Below are 19017 nucleotides of genomic sequence, written 5' to 3' on the forward strand. Positions count from 1 at the left end.
GAACCCCCGCCCTGCGGGGGTTCACTTTTTTATCCCGAGGAACTATGGAAACACGTCGCGATGACCGCATTGCTCAGCTGCTACAGGCGCTGAAGCGCAGCGATAAGCTGCATCTTAAGGAAGCCGCCAACCTCCTCGGCGTCTCAGAGATGACCATTCGTCGGGATCTGAACAGCGAAAGCGCGCCCGTCGTGCTGCTTGGCGGGTATATTGTGCTTGAGCCGCGTAGCGCCAGCCATTATCTGATCAGCGACCAGAAGACGCGCCTGGTGGAAGAGAAGCGTAAGGCCGCCCGGCTTGCGGCCTCACTGGTACAGCCGCACCAGACGCTGTTTTTTGACTGCGGAACCACCACGCCGTGGATTATCGAAGCTATCGACAGCAGCATCCCTTTTACCGCCGTGTGCTACTCCCTGAACACCTTTCTGGCGCTGCAGGAGAAACCCGAGTGCCGGGTGATCCTCTGCGGCGGCGAGTTTCACGCCAGCAACGCCATCTTTAAGCCGCTTAACCTGCAAGATACGCTCAGCAATCTCTGCCCGGACATTGCGTTTTATTCCGCCGCGGGCGTCAACGTGCGTCAGGGCGCGACCTGCTTTAACCTGGAAGAGCTGCCGGTGAAGCACTGGGCGTTAAGCGCGGCGCAGTATCATGTGCTGGTGGTCGATCACAGCAAGTTTGGCAAGGTGCGTTCGGCAAGAATGGGGGAGCTGGCGCAGTTTGACGCCATCGTCAGCGACTGCCGCCCGGACGACGAGATTGTGGCCCACGCAAAGGCGCAGCAGGTGAAGTTGATGTATTAAGAGGGGTGCAGTCTGATGCCCGCACCCCGGCCCTCTCCCACAGGGAGAGGGAGAAAAAACACAGGCCGGGTAAGCGCAGCGCTACCCGGCAAAAAACTTAGCTGAACCAGCTGCCAAACCACCCGTGGAATTTCATCATCACGAAATCCCACATCCGGCTGAAGAAGCCGCCCTCTTCCACCGCTTCCATCACAATCAGCGGACGCTGTTCAATCGACTTCCCGTTTAGCTGGAAATCAATCGTCCCGACCACCTGGCCTTTTTTCAGCGGAGCCGTGAGCTGCGGGTCGGTCAGGGTATAGCTGGCCTTCAGGTTTTTTAGCTGACCGCGCGGAATGGTCACCGAGCCGCCTTCACCCGCCCCGAGATTGACTTCACTCTTGTCGCCAAACCAGACGCGCTGGCTGACGAACGTGGCATCCGGTTTAATCGGCGTCACGGTCTCATAGAAGCGGAAGCCCCAGGTCAGCAGTTTTTCTGACTCATTAAAGCGAATACGGTCGGTTTTGGTGCCCAGCACCACCGAAATCAGGCGCATGTCGCCCTGGGTCGCGGAGGCCACCAGGTTATAGCCTGCGCCCGCCGTGGTGCCGGTTTTCATTCCGTCCACGTTAACGTTGCTGCTCCACAGCAGGCGGTTGCGGTTCGGCTGACGGATTTTATTGAAGGTAAACTCTTTCTCTTTGTGGATGGCGTATTCATCCGGCACGTCGTGGATCAGCGCTTTCCCCAGCAGCGCCATGTCGCGCGCGGTACTGAACTGTCCCGGTGCATCCAGACCGTGAACCGTTTTGAACGTGGTGTTGGTTAAGCCCAATTTCTGCGCGTAGCCATTCATCAAACCAATGAAAGAATCCTGACTGCCGGCAACGTAATCGGCCAGCGCGATACATGCATCATTTCCCGACTGAATAATTACCCCTTTGTTCAGATCGGAAACGGAGACCTGATCCCCCGGCTTCAGGAACATCACCGAAGAGCCCCGCAGCGCCGGGTTGCCGGTCGCCCACGCGTCCTTACCGATGGTCACCATATCGTCCAGCTTGATCTTGCCCGCTTTCAACGCCTGGCCTACCACATAGCTGGTCATGATTTTGGTCAGGCTTGCCGGATCGAGTTTCTCATCCGCATTGCCTTCCGCCAGCACTTTACCGCTGGAATAGTCCATCAGGATCCAGGCGCGCGCATCCACAGGCGGCGCTTCGGGCGCAGCCTGTTCAGCTGCGTAGAGCGTTGGTGCAAACAGGAAAAGGAGCGCAGAGCCTGTCGCAAGGCTGCGCAGAGAAGTCATTTTACGCGTCATAAATGCCACCCGAGTGTCCATTCAAAAATTACGTCACATCACCGTGTCGCAAGAAGCGATGAGTAATAGCGCACTAAAACGGTTAAAGAAACCCAACGAGGGTAAAGTTATTAAAGTTTATGCAATAACATTCAGATACGCTTTGATTCAGACGATTTTTTTGTCTTCTGTTGCGTAATTGTTAGGTTTATCTCACCATGGCGAAAGCTGACCCGGATTCACATCTCATCAGGAGTAAATATGATTACGCTTTGGGGCAGGAACAACTCGACCAACGTTAAGAAAGTGCTCTGGACGCTCGAGGAGCTGGATTTACCGTTCAATCAAATCATGGCCGGCATGTCGTTCGGCGTGAATAAAGAGGCCGACTATCTGGCCATGAACCCGAACGGCCTGGTGCCGCTGCTGCGCGATGATGAAACCGACGCGACGCTTTGGGAATCTAACACCATTGTGCGCTACCTCGCCGCCCAGTATGGTCAAGGGCGTCTGTGGGTAGAAAACCCGGCGCAGCGCGCCCAGGGTGAAAAGTGGATGGACTGGGCGAACCAGACGCTATCCCCGACCCACCGCGTGATCCTGATGGGACTTATCCGCACGCCGGAAGCCGAACGCGATTATCCCGCGATTCACGCCGCGCAGGATGCCTGCGAAAATCTTTTCGCGATGATGGATGACGAGCTGGCGAAGCACGCCTGGTTCTCCGGCGAGGCGTTCGGCACAGGCGATATCGCCGTGGCGCCGTTCGTCTGGAACCTGACCAACATGGGCCTGAAGTGGACGCCGCGCCCTCACCTTGAGCGCTGGCTGAAACAGCTGAGCGATCGCCCGGCGTACCGCAACGTGGTAATGATCCCGGTCACCTGATTACGCACCGGACGGGCTGACTTTTAACAGCTGCCCGTCCGTCTCGTCGGTCAGCACATATAAATAGCCGTCCGGCCCCACCCGCACATCGCGAATACGTTTATCCCGGTCGCCCAGAATTCGCCCGTCCTCCGTGACCTTATTGCCCTCCACGCTCAGCACGATAACGTCCTTTTCCTTCAGCGCGCCGATAAACAGCTTGTTTTTCCACTGCGGGAAAACGTCGCTGTTGTAAAACGCCATACCGCTCACGGCGGGCGACACTTTCCAGACGAACAGCGGTTTTTCGGTTCCCTCAACGTGTTCGCCTTTGGCTTCAGGAATTTTCAGACCGCTGTAGTTAATGCCGTGCGTCGCCAGCGGCCAGCCGTAGTTCTTTCCTTTCTCCGGAATGTTGATCTCATCCCCGCCGCGCGGGCCGTGCTCGTTCAGCCACAGCGCGTCGCTCCAGGGATTCATCGCCATCCCCTGCGGGTTGCGAATGCCGTAAGACCAGATTTCGGGTCGCGCGCCGGGGGTATTCACAAACGGGTTATCCGGCGGCACTTTTCCGTCTTCTGTGAGGCGCACCACTTTACCCTGCAATTTATCCAGATCCTGCGCCGTCGGACGCTGGTTGTTCTCGCCGAGTCCGATAAAGAGCGAGCCTTTGCCGTCGAATACCAGCCGCCCGCCAAAATGGTTACCGGTGGAGAGTTTCGGCATCTGGCGGAACACCACCTGGAAGGTTTCAATGCGCGTAAAATCATCGCTTAACCGGCCATAGCCCACCGCCGTTCCGGCTTTGCCGTCACTTCCGGCTTCGGCGAAGCTCAGCCAGACGCGGCGCGATTTTTCAAAATCCGGGGCGAGGACTACGTCCAGCAATCCTCCCTGACCGTTTGCCCAGACCTTCGGCACGCCGACAATCGGATCGGACAGCCCTTTTCCGGCCTGCCAGCGTTTGAGCTGACCGCCCTTCAGGGTCACCAGCAGGCCTTTATTGTCCGGCAGAAACGCCAGAGACCAGGGATGATCGAGTTTGTTTTGCAGCACCTCGACCTTGACCGCCTCCGGGGCAGCAAGAAGCGAAAACGGAATTAACAGCGCAGGCAGGGAAATTAGCGAGGATCGAGGCATAACGCGCTCCTTTATCGGCATATGGCATAAAGGTTAGCCACTGCATCCGGGCGCGTTACCACTTTTACAAAAGCTTAATCAAAAGGGGGAGTTGCCTCCCCCTGGGTCAGTGCTGTTCAAGCTTCTCGTGCTCGTTCAGGCACATGATGCATAGAGAGAGCGTGGTCAGGCAGTTTTCAAGCTTCTCCGCGTTAACAGCGATAAAATTCGGGCAGTCGTGGCGTCCGTTCATCAAACATACCCCAGCGATGGAAAGCACCTCAGCGGCGCGGCGCAGGGCGATCAGCTCACTTTCGCCGTATTTCGCCTTCAGGGTCGGTGCTTTTTCACGCATGAAATTGCAAAGTTCAAACAGGTTATCACGCAGATGTTCGCTTTCGCTGACTGACATATACCCTTTTGCCTTCCTCAACTGCAGGTACGCGGCCAGGTCGATTCGGGCGTTGATCAGCTTGTTAAGCAGATCGCGTTTAAGTCTGTCAACGGTCATGCTCTTTCCTCCTCTGTCAGCCATTGTGCATAGTCAGGATAAGTACATTTTTTGTACAGTTTAATGCCTGGGATCAATTTTTATTAACTGATTAACATTATTTACAATGTTACAACGTCCGCCCGGCGCATCCGCCTTGCAAAGAGTGTATAAATCCCCCGCGATACGCTGTAAAATCCCGCCCTGATAACTCCATAATTGATGAATTTTTAACCTATGAGCAATGTTACGCACCAGCCGAAAATCGGCTTCGTCTCCCTGGGCTGCCCGAAAAACCTCGTGGATTCCGAACGCATCCTGACCGAACTGCGCACCGAGGGCTATGACGTGGTGCCAAGCTACGACAACGCCGATATGGTGATCGTGAACACCTGCGGGTTTATCGACAGCGCGGTTCAGGAATCACTGGAAGCCATCGGTGAAGCCCTGACGGAAAACGGCAAAGTGATTGTTACCGGCTGTCTGGGCGCGAAAGAAGACCAGATCCGCGAAGTGCACCCGAAGGTGCTGGAGATCACCGGCCCGCACAGCTACGAGCAGGTGCTGGAACATGTTCATCACTACGTGCCTAAACCAAAGCACAACCCGTTCCTGAGCCTGGTGCCGGAGCAGGGCGTTAAGCTGACGCCGCGCCACTACGCGTACCTGAAAATTTCCGAAGGCTGCAACCATCGCTGCACCTTCTGCATTATCCCGTCCATGCGTGGCGATCTGGTGAGCCGTCCGATTGGCGAAGTGCTGGCGGAAGCTAAACGTCTGGCCGACGCGGGCGTGAAGGAGCTGCTGGTCATCTCCCAGGACACTTCGGCTTACGGGGTGGACGTTAAACACCGCTCCGGTTTCCACAACGGCGAGCCGGTGAAAACCAGCATGGTCGGCCTGTGCGAGCAGCTGTCTAAACTCGGTATCTGGACGCGTCTGCACTACGTCTATCCGTACCCGCACGTTGACGACGTGATCCCGCTGATGGCGGAAGGCAAAATTCTGCCGTACCTGGATATCCCGCTGCAGCACGCCAGCCCGCGTATCCTGAAGCTGATGAAGCGTCCTGGCTCCGTTGATCGCCAGCTGGCGCGCATCAAGCAGTGGCGTGAAATCTGCCCGGATCTGACCCTGCGCTCCACCTTCATCGTCGGCTTCCCGGGTGAAACCGAAGAAGACTTCCAGATGCTGCTCGACTTCCTGAAAGAAGCGCGTCTGGACCGCGTAGGCTGCTTCAAGTACAGCCCGGTAGAAGGCGCAACCGCCAACGAGCTGGCGGACCAGGTGCCGGAAGAGGTGAAAGAAGAGCGCTGGAACCGCTTCATGCAGCTGCAGCAGCAGATCTCTGCCGAGCGTCTGCAGGAAAAAGTGGGCCGCGAGATCATGGTCATCGTTGACGAAGTGGACGAAGAAGGCGCGATTGGCCGCAGCATGGCGGACGCCCCTGAGATCGACGGCGCGGTGTACCTGAACGGCGAAACCAACGTCAAGCCGGGTGATATTATTCGCGTGAAGGTTGAAAACGCGGACGAGTATGACCTGTGGGGTAGCCGGGTTTAATCTCCTTTCCCCCTCACCCTAACCCTCTCCCCACTGGGGAGAGGGGACTGCTCGGTGCGGTTTTTCACCCTCGCCCCTTTGGGGAGAGGGCCGGGGTGAGGGGCAAGCAAAAGCCTATCCCTTAATCCTCGGATCCAGCGCGTCGCGCAGTCCGTCCCCCAGCAGGTTAAACGCCAGCACGGTCAGGAAAATCGCCAGACTCGGGAAGATCGCCACGTGCGGCGCAATCACCATATCCGCCCTCGCCTCGTTCAGCATCGCGCCCCACTCCGGCGTCGGAGGCTGCGCGCCTAGCCCCAGAAACGACAGGCTGGCCGCCGAGATAATCGACACGCCGATACGCATGGTGAAATAGACCACGATGGACGACACCGTACCCGGCAGAATATGGCTGAACAGGATGGTGGCATCGCTGGCCCCCATGCTGCGGGCGGACTCGATAAAGGTCTGCTGTTTCAGCACCAGCGTGTTGCCGCGCACAAGCCGCGCGAACGCCGGAATCGAAAAGACCGCGACCGCAATGATGACGTTCGCCATGCCGCTGCCCATGATCGCCACCACGGCAATCGCCAGCAGAATGCCGGGAAACGCAAACAGCACGTCGCAGATGCGCATGATGATGCGGTCCCACCAGCCTTCGTAATACCCGGCAACGAGACCCAGCACGGTACCGATGGCCGCGCCGATCAGCACCGCGAACACCCCGGCGGCAAGCGAGATCTGCGCCCCGACCAGCACGCGGCTAAAGATATCGCGCCCGAGTGAGTCCACGCCGAACCAGTGCAGCATCGACGGTCCGTCGTTCAGACGGTCGTAGTCAAAATAGTTTTCCGCATCAAACGGTGCCACCCACGGCGCAATCGCCGCCACTGCAATCAGCAGCAGCACAAACAGCCCCGCGGTCATCGCGACCGGCTGACGGCGAAAACGCCGCCAGAATTCAGACCACGGGGTGCGGACGTGGTCCGGTTTTAGCCCCGGCATCGCGTTTAAAACGGCCTGACGTCGCCAGTTCAACAATCTCATCTTACTTGTACCTGATGGCCGGGTTAATGGCGGCGTAGAGCACGTCCACCACTAAGTTGATAAGAATAAACTCCAGCGAGAAAAGCAGGACTTCCGCCTGGATCACCGGGTAGTCGCGCATCTCGACGGAGTCGACCAGCAGGCGTCCCAGCCCCGGCCAGTTGAAGACCTTTTCCACGACGATCGAGCCGCCGAGCAGGAAGCCAAACTGCAGCCCCATCATCGTCACCACCGGGATCATCGCATTGCGAAACCCGTGCTTGAGAATGACCCACTTCTCGCTGACCCCTTTCGCCCGCGCGGTGCGAATATAATCTTCGCTCAGCACGTCAACGAACGAGGCGCGGGTAAAGCGGGCCATTACCGCCGAAATGGCAGCCCCCAGCGTCATGGAAGGCAGGATGTAATGCTTCCAGGTATCGGCCCCGACGGTCGGCAGCCAGCCCAGTTCGACGGAGAAGATCTGCATCAGCAGCATTCCCAGCGCGAACGCCGGGAAGGAGATGCCGGTCACCGCCAGCGCCATGCCGAGCTTGTCCGGCCAGCGGTTGCGCCAGACGGCCGCGATAATCCCGGCGCCAAGCCCAAACACGACCGCCCAGCTCATGCTGGCTATCGTTAACCAGAATGTCGGCATAAAGCGACTGGCAATCTCCTCCGACACCGGACGGCGCGACACCATCGAAATACCAAAATCGCCCTGCAGAACGTTACAGATATAGTGGATAAACTGCATATACAGCGGCTGGTCGAGACCAAGCTGCTTACGCACCAGGTCAATAACGGTGGCATCCGCCTCAGGGCCGGCAACCAGACGCGCCGGATCGCCCGGCAGCATATGGACAAACAAAAACACCAGGACCGCCACAATCAGCAGCGTCGGGATAAGCCCCAGCAGGCGTTTACAAACGTAATTCAGCATGAGGTTTATTTTAAATCCGCGTCGTCAAAGCTAAAGCCCGTGTCCGGCATGATGTAGAACCCGGTCAACGCTTTGTTATGGGCTGACACCAGTTTCTCCACCACCAGCGGCACCCACGGTGACTCTTTCCAGATAATATCCTGCGCGTCTTTGTAGAGGCGCGCCTTCTCTTCCGGTTTGGTGGTTTTCAGGGCATCGGCCAGGTCTTTGTCCACCTGCGGGTTGCTGTAAAACGCGGTGTTGAACAGGGTTGGCGGCCAGTTCTGCGAGGCAAACAGCGGCGACAGCGCCCAGTCGGCTTCACCGGTCGAGGCCGTCCAGCCGGTATAGAACATCCGCACGCCGCTCTCTTTCTGCCCTTTCCCCTCCACTTCTGCCGCACGCTGTCCGGCATCCATCGCGGTCACCTGTACCTTGATACCCACCTGCGCCAGCTGCTGCTGGGTAAACTGCAGCACCTTCTGGGCGGTACTGTGATTATGCGAGGACCACAGCGTGGTGCTGAAACCGTTCGGGAAGCCCGCCTCTTTCAGCAGCTCGCGCGCTTTAGCCGGATCGTACGGCCACGGCTGATAGCTTTGCGCATAGGCGATCGCCGGTGGCAGCACGCCGGTGGCCGGAGTGGCATATCCGGCAAAGGCGACCTTTACCAGCGCCTGACGGTTAATGGCGTAGTTGATGGCTTCACGCACCTTCGGGTTATCGAACGGCTTTTGCGTGACGTTCATGCTGATGTAGCGCTGCATGATCGACGGGCTGGCGACCAGCTCCAGCTTGCTGTTTTTCTGCAAAATGGCGGCCTGCTCGTACGGGATCGGGAAGGCAAACTGCGCCTCGCCGGTTTGCAGCATCGCCGCGCGGGTGTTGTTGTCCACCACCGGGCGCCAGGTGATGGTGTCCAGCTTCGGCAGCCCTTTCTGCCAGTAGCCCGCGAATTTCTTCACCTTCACAAAATCGGTCTGGTTCCAGGTAAGCAGTTCATAAGGGCCGGTGCCAATAGGGTGGAAACCGATCTCCTTGCCGTATTTCTTCAGCGCGGCAGGGGAAATCATCGCCGTTGCCGGATGCGCCAGGATATTGATAAACGCGGAGAACGGCTCTTTCAGGGTGATTTTTACCGTCGTCGGGTCAACCACCTCGGTTTTGGCGATGTTTTTATAGAGGTTATAACGCTTGAGGCTGTTTTCAGGATTGCTGGCGCGGTCGAGGTTTACCTTGACCGCCTCCGCATTGAAGTCTGTCCCGTCCTGGAACTTCACGCCGGTTCTGAGCTTGATGGTATACACCAGCCCGTCCTCGGATACGGTGTACCCCTCCGCCAGCACGTTTTTGAGCTTCATCTCTTTATCGAGGCCAAACAGGCCCTGATAGAACGATTTCGCCACCGCCTGAGAGAGCGTGTCGTTAGCGTCATACGGATCGAGCGTGGTGAAATTCGAGCCGACGGCAACCACCACGTCTTTGGCAGCGAACGCGGGGGCAGCGGCCAGGGCTGCCGTCACGCTCGCGGCTAACAACCATCTACGCGCTACAAATGTAACCATTGTGTTCTCCTGCCTGTTGTAAGTTATAACCGCGAAAAAGCGTTGTCCTGACGCGGGGGAGCGACGAAATGACCCGGCTCGACCTCGCGCAGCGTCACGCGCTCCACGGCCTCGCCGCGTTTATGAATATTGCCCGGCATTTCATCCTGCAGCAGCACGCGCTGGCCGTGACGATGCGCGGGATCGGCTACCGGGACCGCCGCGATAAGCTTGCGGGTGTACGGATGCTGCGGGTTTTCAAACACCGCCCTTCGCGGACCAATCTCCACGATCTGCCCCATAAACATCACCGCCACGCGATGGCTGATGCGCTCGACCACCGCCATATCGTGCGAGATAAACAGGAAGGCAATGCCCATATCCCGCTGTAAATCCAGCAGTAAGTTGATGATTTGCGCCCGGATAGAGACATCCAGCGCCGAGACGGACTCATCGGCAATCACCACTTTCGGGTTCAGCGCCAGCGCGCGGGCGATGCAGATACGCTGTCGCTGTCCGCCGGAAAACTCGTGCGGATAACGCCAGGCGTGCTCCGGCTTCAGGCCGACGCGCTCCAGCAGCCAGGCCACGCGGCGCTGGGCCGCTTCGCCGTCGAGCAGGTTATGCACCCGCAGCGGCTCCATGATCGAATACCCCACCGTATGGCGCGGATCGAGAGAGGCATACGGGTCCTGGAAAATAAACTGAATATCCCGCCGCACCGCCTGCAGCCTGCTGTCCGGAAGGGTATCAATGCGCTCACCGTTAAAGGTAATGCTGCCTTCCTGAGATTCCACCAGACGGAGCAACGCGCGCCCGGTGGTGGATTTACCGCAGCCGGACTCCCCCACCAGCGCCAGCGTTTCGCCCGGCCAGAGATCGAAGCTGACGTTTTCCACCGCGTGCACTTCGCACTTAACGCGGTTCAGTATGCCGCTGCGCAGCGGAAAACGGGTGACCAGATCGCGCACTTCCAGAATGGGCTTGCCCGGCACCACGGTGTCCTGCTCGCGCTCATCCTCCTGCTGCTCAGACGCCTCAAGAGAAATCAGGGGGAAGCGGCGCGGCAAATCGCTGCCGTTCATCGCCCCCAGGCGCGGAACCGCCGCCAGCAGCGCTTTGGTGTAAGGATGCATGGGCGCATGAAAAATCTGCTCGACCGGGCCGGTTTCCACCGCGCTGCCTTTGTGCATCACCAGCACCCGATCGGCGATATCGGCGACTACGCCCATATCGTGGGTGATGAAAATCACCCCCATCTCCATCTCCTGCTGCAGCACTTTGATGAGCTGCAGGATCTGCGCCTGAATCGTCACGTCCAGCGCCGTCGTCGGTTCATCGGCGATCAGCACCGCCGGACGGCACGAGAGCGCCATGGCAATCATCAGCCGCTGACGCATGCCGCCGGAAAGCTGATGCGGGTAGCGACCCAGAATGGCCTGCGCCTCCGGAATGCGCACCAGCTCCAGCATCCGCCGGGCCTCTTTGAGCGCTTCATCGCCGCTCAGCCCCTGATGCAGGCGGATAGACTCGGCGATTTGTTCCCCGACCGGGAAAACCGGGTTCAGGGAGGTCATCGGCTCCTGGAAGATCATCGCAATATCCGCCCCGCGCACGCCCTGCATCTGCGCGCCGCTTAGCTCATTTAAATCAATGACCTGACGGTTGCGGCGGCGCAGGAGCATTTTCTCGCTGCTGATTTGCCCGCCCGTCTGTTCCAGCAGGCGCATCAGCGCCAGCGCGGTGACCGATTTCCCGGAACCGGACTCGCCAACAATCGCCAGCGTCTCGCCGCGCCTGAGCGTGAACGATAAATTCTCTACTGCGGGGATGAACTGCCGCTCTTCCTGAAACGCAATATTGAGCTGATGGACAGCCAGCACTTCGCGGTTGTCCAGTTCTTCACTGTGCGGCACGCGCTGCCCCCTTATTCACGATAGATGCCCGTGCTCGGTTCATCACCGGCATAACCCCAGGCGCGATACATGCCTTCGCTGTTGAACGGCAGGGCCACGTTGCCCTCGCGATCCACCGCAATGAGCCCGCCGACGCCGCCCAGGGCAGGTAGTTTTTCCATCACTACGCGCTCGCAGGCCTCGCTCAGGCTTAAGCCGCCGTAATCCATCAGCGCGGTAATGTCATAGGCCGCAAGGGCGCGGATAAACACTTCCCCAGTTCCGGTACACGACACCGCCGCCGTCGCGTTATTGGCATAGCAGCCCGCGCCGGGCAGCGGGCTGTCGCCGACGCGCCCGGGCAGCTTGTTGGTCATTCCGCCCGTGGAAGTTGCCGCCGCGAGGTTTCCGGCTTTATCGAGCGCCACCGCGCCCACCGTGCCCATTTTGCTGCGCTCATCGAGCGGCGCTGCATGGTCAAGCTGCGTCATGCCCGCCGAACGGGCCTCCAGCAGCTGCTGGTAGCGCTCCTCCGTGGAAAACAGATCCGGCGATACCGGTTCCATCCCGTGCTCGAAGGCAAACGCCTCCGCCCCGGCCCCCGTCAGCAGCACGTGCGGACTCGCCTCCATCACCAGACGCGCCGCCAGCACCGGATTACGCAGATGGCTCACGCCCGCCACGGCGCCCGCTTTCAGGGTGACGCCGTCCATCACGCAGGCATCCAGCTCGTGCGTTTCATCCCGGGTAAAGACCGAACCGATCCCCGCATTAAATAACGGGCACTCTTCCAGCAGGCGCACCGCCTCGGTGACCACGTCCAGCGCGCTTTCGCCCGCTTCCAGCATTCTCTGGCCCGTTTCCACAATGGCGTACAGCGCGTCGATATAGCGCTTTTCCTGCTCGGGACTGAGCTGTGCTCGGGTGATTGCCCCGGCGCCACCATGAATTGCGATTACCGCATTAACCATTCGCATCACCCGTTAGCCTGATTTGCGGCTTTTTCTATAAATATCATTATCGTCGACGAAACTTCAGATGATTTTTGAATATAGAAAGACGTAACTGTGATGTAAAGCGTACACCCATCGGGTCATACAGTTAGCCGCACTTTTCTGCCATAATGAGCGCTTTCGTTGTTACTCCGCAGGAGCCCACCATGGATTTTACCGCCGGACTGATGCCGCTTGAGACGGCACTCACGCAGATGCTTGACCGAGTTTCCCCGCTGCATGACGTTGAGACGCTGCCCCTCGTGCGCTGTTTTGGCCGTATTGCCGCACGCGATATCGTCTCTCCGCTCAACGTGCCGGGGTTTGATAATTCCGCGATGGACGGTTACGCGGTACGCCTGGCGGATCTCCAGACGGGTGACGCCCTGCCGGTGGCGGGTAAAGCCTTTGCGGGCCAGCCGTTTAGCGGTGAATGGCCTGCGGGCACCTGCGTGCGCATCATGACCGGCGCGCCGGTTCCGGCCGGCTGCGACGCCGTTGTGATGCAGGAAGAGACAGAACAGACCGACGGCGGCGTGCGTTTTACCGCGAACGTTAAAGCGGGCCAGAACATCCGCCGCACGGGCGAAGATATCACCCTTGGCGCGACGGTCTTTTCTGCCGGGCAGAAGCTGACGGCAGGTGAGCTGCCGGTGCTGGCGTCGCTCGGCGTGGCTGAAATCGACGTTATCCGTAAAGTGCGCGTTGCCGTTTTCTCCACCGGTGACGAGCTGCAGCTTCCGGGCCAGCCGCTGCAGGACGGTCAGATTTACGACACCAACCGCCTGGCGGTACACCTGATGCTGGAGCAGCTGGGCTGCGAGGTGATTAACCTCGGCATTATTCCTGACGATCCGGAAAAACTGCGCGCCGCGTTTATCGAGGCGGATAACGCCGCCGACGTGGTTATCAGCTCTGGCGGCGTCTCCGTGGGCGAAGCGGATTACACCAAAACCATCCTTGAAGAGCTGGGGGAAATCGCCTTCTGGAAGCTGGCCATCAAGCCGGGCAAACCGTTCGCGTTTGGCAAGCTCACGCACGGCTGGTTCTGCGGCCTGCCGGGTAACCCGGTCTCGGCGGCACTCACCTTCTACCAGCTGGTGATCCCGCTGCTGGGAAAGCTTTCAGGCAACAGCGCCAGCCCGCTGCCGGAACGCCAGCGCGTGCGCGCCGCCACGCGCCTGAAAAAATCGCCGGGTCGTCTCGATTTCCAGCGCGGCATTCTGGCGCGCAACGCGGACGGCGAGCTGGAAGTGAGCACCACCGGGCACCAGGGCTCACACATTTTCAGCTCCTTCAGCCAGGGCAACTGCTTTATCGTGCTGGAGCGCGAGCGCGGCAATGTGGAAGCAGGCGAGTGGGTTGAGATCGAGCGTTTTAACCACCTGTTCGGAGGCTGACATGACGGTGGAGCTGAGCGACCCGGAGATGATGCGCTACAACCGCCAGATCGTGCTGCGCGGGTTTGACTTCGAGGGTCAGGAAGCGCTTAAAGCAGCAAGCGTGCTGGTTGTTGGGCTCGGCGGTCTTGGCTGCGCCGCCGCGCAGTATCTTGCGGCAGCGGGCGTGGGCAGGATGACGCTGCTGGATTTCGATACCGTGTCGGTGTCAAATCTCCAGCGCCAGACGCTGCACAGCGACGCGACGGTTGGCCAGCCGAAAGTGGACTCTGCCCGCTCGGCGCTGGCGCGCATCAACCCCAACGTTCAGTTCACCCTGATTGACGCGATGCTGGATAACGGCGCGCTGTCGGCGCAGATTGCGCAGCATGACCTGGTGCTGGACTGCACCGATAACGTCGCCGTCCGTAACCAGCTGAACGCAGGCTGTTTTGCCCACAAAATCCCGCTGGTCTCCGGCGCGGCGATCCGCATGGAGGGGCAAATCAGCGTCTTCACGTACGCGGAAGGTGAACCCTGCTACCGCTGCCTGAGCCGCCTGTTCGGCGAGAACGCGCTGACCTGCGTTGAAGCGGGCGTGATGGCACCCTTGGTCGGCGTGATTGGCTCCCTGCAGGCGATGGAAGCAATCAAAGTGCTGGCGCGCTACGGCACGCCTGCGGCGGGGAAAATCGTGATGTATGACGCGATGACCTGCCAGTTCCGTGAGATGAAGCTGATGCGTAACCCGGGGTGTGAGGTTTGCGGAGGTTAAACCCTGTTGCGGCCTGATGCCCTCACCCCGGCCCTCTCCCACAGGGAGAGGGAGAAAATCGTAGGCCGGGTTAGCGCTAGCGCCACCCGGCAACAGCATCAGATCGACGTCCGTCCAAACGCCCCCTGCCAGTCCTGCTCAAACTTCACAATCGCCGCATCCACGGCCGGAGAGGTAATAAACTGCTGCGCCACGTCCAGCGGCAGCGTGATTGACTCGCAGCCTGCCAGCAGGCAGTCCAGCGCCTGACGCGGCGTTTTGAAGCTCGCGGCCAGCACCTTTGACTGCGGGGCGTGCAGCGTCAGCAGCTGTTGCAGTTCAACCACGGTCTGGATCCCGTCCCCGCCCTGCGCGTCCACGCGGTTAACGTAAGGCGCCACATACTCAGCCCCCGCCAACGCCGAGAGCATCCCCTGTGCGGCACCGTAAACCGCCGTACCCAGCGTCGGGATCCCTTCCGCTTTCAGCATCTTGATCGCCGCCAGCCCTTCGGCGGTCACCGGCACTTTTACTACCAGGTCGTTAATGATGGCGCGCAGCTTACGCGCGTCCTCCACCATCCCTTCGGCGGTGGTCGCCATCACCTGGGCGAACAGACGGCCTCTACCGCCCAGCGCGTCGTGCAGCGCAGGCAGCAGCTCGTCCAGCGGCGTTTTACCTGCCGCCACAATGCTTGGGTTGGTGGTCACGCCCGCCAGCGGGAAGATACGCGCCAGCTTGTTGACTGCCGCAACGTCAGATGTGTCGAGATAAAGTTCCATGATGTCACCCTCAAAATTAGCCTGCACTTACCCTATCACGACAAAACCTGCTCAAGAGTTGACCTGCATCAAGATAACTTTCATTCGAAAGTCATTTAATCTTCATATGCAATGCGAGAGGCGAAATCATGATCTTCAATATTCAGCGTTACTCTACCCACGACGGCCCCGGTATTCGAACCGTGGTGTTCCTGAAAGGCTGCTCGCTGGGCTGTCGCTGGTGTCAGAACCCGGAAAGCCGCTCCCGCAGCCGGGGCGTGCTGTTTGACGCGCGCCTGTGCCTGGACGGCTGCGACCTGTGCCAGCAGGCGGCGCCGGGCTGCATCGAACGCGCGCTGAATGGCCTGGTTATCCACCGCGAGAAGCTTGATGAAGCCGCGCTCAACGCCATTACTAACTGCTGCCCGACGCAGGCGCTGACCGTCTGCGGTGAAGAACAGCAGGTCGCGGAGATCATGGCGACCGTACTGCGCGACAAGCCCTTTTACGACCGCAGCGGCGGCGGGATCACCCTGTCCGGCGGCGAGCCGTTTATGAACCCCGAGCTGGCACAGGCCCTGTTTAAAGCCAGCCACGAACAGGGGATCCACACTGCCGTGGAAACCTGCCTTCACGTGCCGTGGCACTACATCGAGCCGTCATTACCCTACGTCGCTCTGTTCCTCGCCGACCTGAAGCACGTCGACGGTGAGGTGTTCAAACAGTGGACGGACGGTTCGGCTAAGCGAATCCTGGACAACCTGAAGCGCCTTGCCGCCGCCGGGAAAAAAATCACCATTCGCGTGCCGCTGATCCAGGGCTTTAACGCTGACGAAGCGTCTGTTACCGCCATTACCAACTTCGCTGCCGACGAGCTCGGCGTCGAGGATATTCATTTTCTGCCGTATCACACGCTGGGCATGAACAAATACCTCCTGCTCGGCCAACCCTACTCTGCCCCTGACAAACCGCTGGATAACCCTGCCCTGCTGGACTTCGCGCAGCAGTACGCCTGCCAGAAAGGGTTAACCGCGACCTTACGAGGATAAACCTATGACCACCCTGAATCTCAACACCCTCAGCGAGCGCATTAAGGCGCACAAAACGGCGCTGGTGCATATCGTTAAGCCGCCGGTCTGTACCGAGCGCGCGCAGCATTACACCGAAATGTACCAGCAGCACATGGACAAGCCGATCCCGGTGCGCCGCGCCCTCGCGCTGGCGCATCACCTGGCCGAGCGCACCATCTGGATCAAACACGACGAGCTGATTATCGGTAACCAGGCAAGCGAAGTGCGCGCCGCGCCGATTTTCCCGGAATACACCGTATCCTGGATTGAGAAAGAGATCGACGATCTGGCGGACCGCCCGGGCGCGGGCTTTGCGGTGAGGGAAGAGAACAAGCGCGTGCTGCACGACATCTGCCCGTGGTGGCGCGGCCAGACGGTGCAGGACCGCTGCTACGGCATGTTCACCGACGAGCAGAAAGGCCTGCTGGAAACCGGCATTATCAAAGCCGAAGGCAACATGACCTCCGGCGACGCGCACCTGGCGGTGAACTTCCCGCTGGTGCTGGAGAAAGGCCTCGACGGCCTGCGCGCCAAAGTGGCCGAACGCCGCTCGCGCATCAACCTGACGGTGCTGGAAGACCTGCACGGTGAGCAGTTCCTGAAGGCGATTGATATCGTGCTGGAAGCGGTAAGCCTGCACATCAAACGCTTCGCCGATCTGGCGCGCGAGATGGCATCTACGGAAACCCGCGAAAGCCGCCGCGACGAGCTGCTGGCGATGGCGGAGAACTGCGACGTGATTGCCCACGAGCCGCCAAAAACCTTCTGGCAGGCGCTGCAGCTGTGCTACTTCATCCAGCTGATCCTGCAGATTGAGTCCAACGGCCACTCCGTCTCCTTCGCGCGTATGGACCAGTACCTGTATCCGTACTACCGCCGCGACGTGGAGCTGAACCAGAGCCTGGACCGCGAGCACGCTATCGAGCTGCTGCACAGCTGCTGGCTGAAGCTGCTGGAAGTGAACAAAATCCGCTCCGGCTCGCACTCGAAAGCTTCCGCCGGCAGCCCGCTGTACCAGAACGTCACCATCGGCGGCCAGAAGCTGGTCAACGGCGAGCCGATGGACGCGGTGAACCCGCTCTCCTACGCGATTCTGGAATCCTGCGGTCGCCTGCGCTCCACCCAGCCGAACCTGAGCGTGCGCTACCACGCGGGCATGAGCAACGACTTCCTCGACGCCTGCGTGCAGGTGATCCGCTGCGGCTTCGGGATGCCCGCGTTCAACAACGATGAAATCGTCATTCCGGAATTCATCAAGCTCGGCGTTGAACGAAACGACGCCTACGACTACGCGGCCATCGGCTGCATCGAAACCGCGGTGGGCGGCAAGTGGGGCTACCGCTGCACCGGCATGAGCTTTATCAACTTCGCCCGCGTGATGCTGGCCGCGCTGGAAGGCGGCCGCGACGCCACCAGCGGCAAGGTGTTCCTGCCGCAGGAGAAAGCGCTCTCTGCCGGTAACTTCGACAACTTCGACGAAGTGATGGCGGCGTGGGATAGCCAGATCCGCTACTACACCCGCAAGTCCATCGAGATTGAGTACGTGGTGGACACCATGCTGGAAGAGAACGTCCACGACATTCTCTGCTCGGCGCTGGTGGACGACTGCATCGAACGCGCGAAAAGCATCAAGCAGGGCGGCGCGAAGTACGACTGGGTCTCCGGCCTGCAGGTGGGCATCGCCAACCTCGGCAACAGCCTGGCGGCGGTGAAGAAGCTGGTGTTCGAGCAGGGCACTATTGGTCAGCAGCAGCTGGCGGCGGCGCTGGCGGATGACTTCGACGGGCTGACCCACGAGCAGCTGCGTCAGCGCCTGATCAACGGCGCGCCGAAGTACGGCAACGACGACGACAGCGTGGACATGCTGCTGACGCGCGCCTATCAGACCTACATCGAAGAGCTTAAGCAGTACCACAACCCGCGCCACGGCCGCGGCCCGATTGGCGGTAACTACTACGCGGGCACCTCTTCCATCTCCGCAAACGTGCCGTTTGGCGCGGCAACAATGGCCACGCCGGACGGACGTAAGGCGCACACCCCGCTGGCGGAAGGAGCAAGCCCGGCTTCCGGTACGGACCACCTCGGCCCGACGGCGGTAATTGGCTCGGTGGGTAAACTGCCGACGGAAGCGATTCTCGGCGGCGTGCTGCTTAACCAGAAGCTGAACCCGTCGACGCTGGAAAACGACAGCGATCGCCAGAAGCTGATGGTGCTGCTGCGCACCTTCTTCGAGGTGCATAAGGGCTGGCATATTCAGTACAACATCGTCTCGCGCGAAACGCTGCTGGAAGCGAAGAAACATCCTGACCAGTATCGCGATCTCGTGGTGCGCGTCGCGGGCTACTCGGCGTTCTTCACCGCCCTGTCGCCGGATGCGCAGGACGATATTATCGCCCGTACTGAACATACGCTGTAACGGCATATCCCCTCACTCTTGATGGTGAGGGGATATGCGCACGCTGATGCCCTCACCCCGGCCCTCTCCCACGGGGAGAGGGAGAAAACACTAAAAACGGCAACCTCGGTTGCCGTTTTGCTTTTACTTTCGAATGAAATTAAATTTGTGCTCCC

The 19017-nt window shown here is 59.7% G+C and carries 16 protein-coding genes; 7 read left to right on the forward strand and 9 right to left on the reverse strand.

Features of this window, described 5'->3' with window-relative positions; all coding sequences use genetic code 11:
* Positions 1 to 44 precede the first annotated feature (44 nt).
* Positions 45 to 803, forward strand: a complete 759-nt coding sequence (gene deoR / locus AC1VYI_RS17480; RefSeq protein WP_008503427.1) for a DNA-binding transcriptional repressor DeoR — start codon at positions 45 to 47, stop codon at positions 801 to 803.
* 97 nt (positions 804 to 900) lie between these two features.
* Here deoR and dacC read toward each other — a convergent pair whose 3' ends face one another.
* Positions 901 to 2106, reverse strand: coding sequence for a serine-type D-Ala-D-Ala carboxypeptidase (gene dacC / locus AC1VYI_RS17485; RefSeq protein WP_023310917.1), 1206 nt, complete (start codon positions 2104 to 2106; stop codon positions 901 to 903).
* A 240-nt stretch (positions 2107 to 2346) separates the two neighbouring features.
* Between dacC and AC1VYI_RS17490 the strand changes: the two genes are divergently transcribed.
* Positions 2347 to 2973, forward strand: a complete 627-nt coding sequence (locus AC1VYI_RS17490; RefSeq protein WP_045403705.1) for a glutathione S-transferase family protein — start codon at positions 2347 to 2349, stop codon at positions 2971 to 2973.
* Here AC1VYI_RS17490 and AC1VYI_RS17495 read toward each other — a convergent pair whose 3' ends face one another.
* Both AC1VYI_RS17495 and bssR read right to left on the reverse strand, forming a co-directional pair.
* The gene (locus AC1VYI_RS17495; protein ID WP_059446367.1) at positions 2974 to 4092 is read right to left on the reverse strand and encodes a PQQ-dependent sugar dehydrogenase; all 1119 of its coding nucleotides are present in this window, start codon (positions 4090 to 4092) and stop codon (positions 2974 to 2976) included. It abuts the gene before it with no gap.
* Positions 4093 to 4198: 106 nt separating this feature from the next.
* On the reverse strand, positions 4199 to 4582 hold the full coding sequence (gene bssR, locus AC1VYI_RS17500; RefSeq protein ID WP_023310914.1) for a biofilm formation regulator BssR: 384 nt from the start codon (positions 4580 to 4582) through the stop codon (positions 4199 to 4201).
* A 216-nt stretch (positions 4583 to 4798) separates the two neighbouring features.
* Between bssR and rimO the strand changes: the two genes are divergently transcribed.
* Entirely contained in the window at positions 4799 to 6124 is a 1326-nt protein-coding gene (gene rimO, locus AC1VYI_RS17505) for a 30S ribosomal protein S12 methylthiotransferase RimO (RefSeq protein WP_023310913.1), read from the forward strand.
* A gap of 114 nt (positions 6125 to 6238) precedes the next feature.
* Here rimO and gsiD read toward each other — a convergent pair whose 3' ends face one another.
* From gsiD to iaaA, 5 genes are read right to left on the reverse strand one after another with little or no spacing between them, the layout of a single operon-like run.
* Positions 6239 to 7150, reverse strand: coding sequence for a glutathione ABC transporter permease GsiD (gene gsiD / locus AC1VYI_RS17510; RefSeq protein WP_023310912.1), 912 nt, complete (start codon positions 7148 to 7150; stop codon positions 6239 to 6241).
* 1 nt (position 7151) lies between these two features.
* Entirely contained in the window at positions 7152 to 8072 is a 921-nt protein-coding gene (gene gsiC / locus AC1VYI_RS17515) for a glutathione ABC transporter permease GsiC (protein ID WP_482882146.1), read from the reverse strand.
* Between the two features lie 5 nt (positions 8073 to 8077).
* A complete protein-coding gene (gene gsiB / locus AC1VYI_RS17520; protein ID WP_134866612.1) occupies positions 8078 to 9616 on the reverse strand; it encodes a glutathione ABC transporter substrate-binding protein GsiB in 1539 nt (512 codons plus the stop codon).
* 23 nt (positions 9617 to 9639) lie between these two features.
* Positions 9640 to 11511 carry a glutathione ABC transporter ATP-binding protein GsiA gene (gsiA, locus tag AC1VYI_RS17525; RefSeq protein ID WP_482882152.1) on the reverse strand — a complete coding sequence of 624 codons (1872 nt, stop codon included), beginning with the start codon at positions 11509 to 11511 and terminating at the stop codon, positions 9640 to 9642.
* An 11-nt stretch (positions 11512 to 11522) separates the two neighbouring features.
* Positions 11523 to 12461: a beta-aspartyl-peptidase gene (iaaA, locus tag AC1VYI_RS17530; RefSeq protein ID WP_226483662.1), complete on the reverse strand. Its 939-nt coding sequence runs from the start codon at positions 12459 to 12461 to the stop codon at positions 11523 to 11525.
* A gap of 188 nt (positions 12462 to 12649) precedes the next feature.
* Between iaaA and moeA the strand changes: the two genes are divergently transcribed.
* Both moeA and moeB read left to right on the forward strand, forming a co-directional pair.
* On the forward strand, positions 12650 to 13882 hold the full coding sequence (gene moeA / locus AC1VYI_RS17535) for a molybdopterin molybdotransferase MoeA (protein WP_134866614.1): 1233 nt from the start codon (positions 12650 to 12652) through the stop codon (positions 13880 to 13882).
* 1 nt (position 13883) lies between these two features.
* The gene (moeB, locus tag AC1VYI_RS17540; protein WP_134866615.1) at positions 13884 to 14636 is read left to right on the forward strand and encodes a molybdopterin-synthase adenylyltransferase MoeB; all 753 of its coding nucleotides are present in this window, start codon (positions 13884 to 13886) and stop codon (positions 14634 to 14636) included.
* 98 nt (positions 14637 to 14734) lie between these two features.
* Here moeB and fsa read toward each other — a convergent pair whose 3' ends face one another.
* Positions 14735 to 15397 (reverse strand): fructose-6-phosphate aldolase, encoded by a 663-nt coding sequence (fsa, locus tag AC1VYI_RS17545; RefSeq protein ID WP_134866616.1) that lies wholly within the window; start codon positions 15395 to 15397, stop codon positions 14735 to 14737.
* A 128-nt stretch (positions 15398 to 15525) separates the two neighbouring features.
* Here fsa and AC1VYI_RS17550 point away from each other — a divergent pair, with 128 nt between their 5' ends.
* Complete coding sequence (locus AC1VYI_RS17550; RefSeq protein ID WP_226483660.1) at positions 15526 to 16425, forward strand: glycyl-radical enzyme activating protein; 900 nt, start codon at positions 15526 to 15528, stop codon at positions 16423 to 16425.
* A gap of 4 nt (positions 16426 to 16429) precedes the next feature.
* Positions 16430 to 18862: a formate C-acetyltransferase/glycerol dehydratase family glycyl radical enzyme gene (locus AC1VYI_RS17555; protein WP_134866617.1), complete on the forward strand. Its 2433-nt coding sequence runs from the start codon at positions 16430 to 16432 to the stop codon at positions 18860 to 18862.
* Positions 18863 to 19017 lie beyond the last annotated feature (155 nt).

The sequence above is a fragment of the Enterobacter sp. QK-SA4 genome, from assembly GCF_056856775.1.

Coding starts and splice junctions, on each gene's coding strand:
- moeA (WP_134866614.1), top strand. CDS start 12,650: ATGGATTTTACCGCCGGACTGATGCCGCTTGAGACGGCACTCACGCAG.
- fsa (WP_134866616.1), bottom strand. CDS start 15,397: ATGGAACTTTATCTCGACACATCTGACGTTGCGGCAGTCAACAAGCTG.
- moeB (WP_134866615.1), top strand. CDS start 13,884: ATGACGGTGGAGCTGAGCGACCCGGAGATGATGCGCTACAACCGCCAG.
- gsiC (WP_482882146.1), bottom strand. CDS start 8,072: ATGCTGAATTACGTTTGTAAACGCCTGCTGGGGCTTATCCCGACGCTG.
- deoR (WP_008503427.1), top strand. CDS start 45: ATGGAAACACGTCGCGATGACCGCATTGCTCAGCTGCTACAGGCGCTG.
- iaaA (WP_226483662.1), bottom strand. CDS start 12,461: ATGGTTAATGCGGTAATCGCAATTCATGGTGGCGCCGGGGCAATCACC.
- AC1VYI_RS17495 (WP_059446367.1), bottom strand. CDS start 4,092: ATGCCTCGATCCTCGCTAATTTCCCTGCCTGCGCTGTTAATTCCGTTT.
- bssR (WP_023310914.1), bottom strand. CDS start 4,582: ATGACCGTTGACAGACTTAAACGCGATCTGCTTAACAAGCTGATCAAC.
- AC1VYI_RS17555 (WP_134866617.1), top strand. CDS start 16,430: ATGACCACCCTGAATCTCAACACCCTCAGCGAGCGCATTAAGGCGCAC.
- gsiB (WP_134866612.1), bottom strand. CDS start 9,616: ATGGTTACATTTGTAGCGCGTAGATGGTTGTTAGCCGCGAGCGTGACG.
- AC1VYI_RS17490 (WP_045403705.1), top strand. CDS start 2,347: ATGATTACGCTTTGGGGCAGGAACAACTCGACCAACGTTAAGAAAGTG.
- dacC (WP_023310917.1), bottom strand. CDS start 2,106: ATGACGCGTAAAATGACTTCTCTGCGCAGCCTTGCGACAGGCTCTGCG.
- AC1VYI_RS17550 (WP_226483660.1), top strand. CDS start 15,526: ATGATCTTCAATATTCAGCGTTACTCTACCCACGACGGCCCCGGTATT.
- gsiD (WP_023310912.1), bottom strand. CDS start 7,150: ATGAGATTGTTGAACTGGCGACGTCAGGCCGTTTTAAACGCGATGCCG.
- rimO (WP_023310913.1), top strand. CDS start 4,799: ATGAGCAATGTTACGCACCAGCCGAAAATCGGCTTCGTCTCCCTGGGC.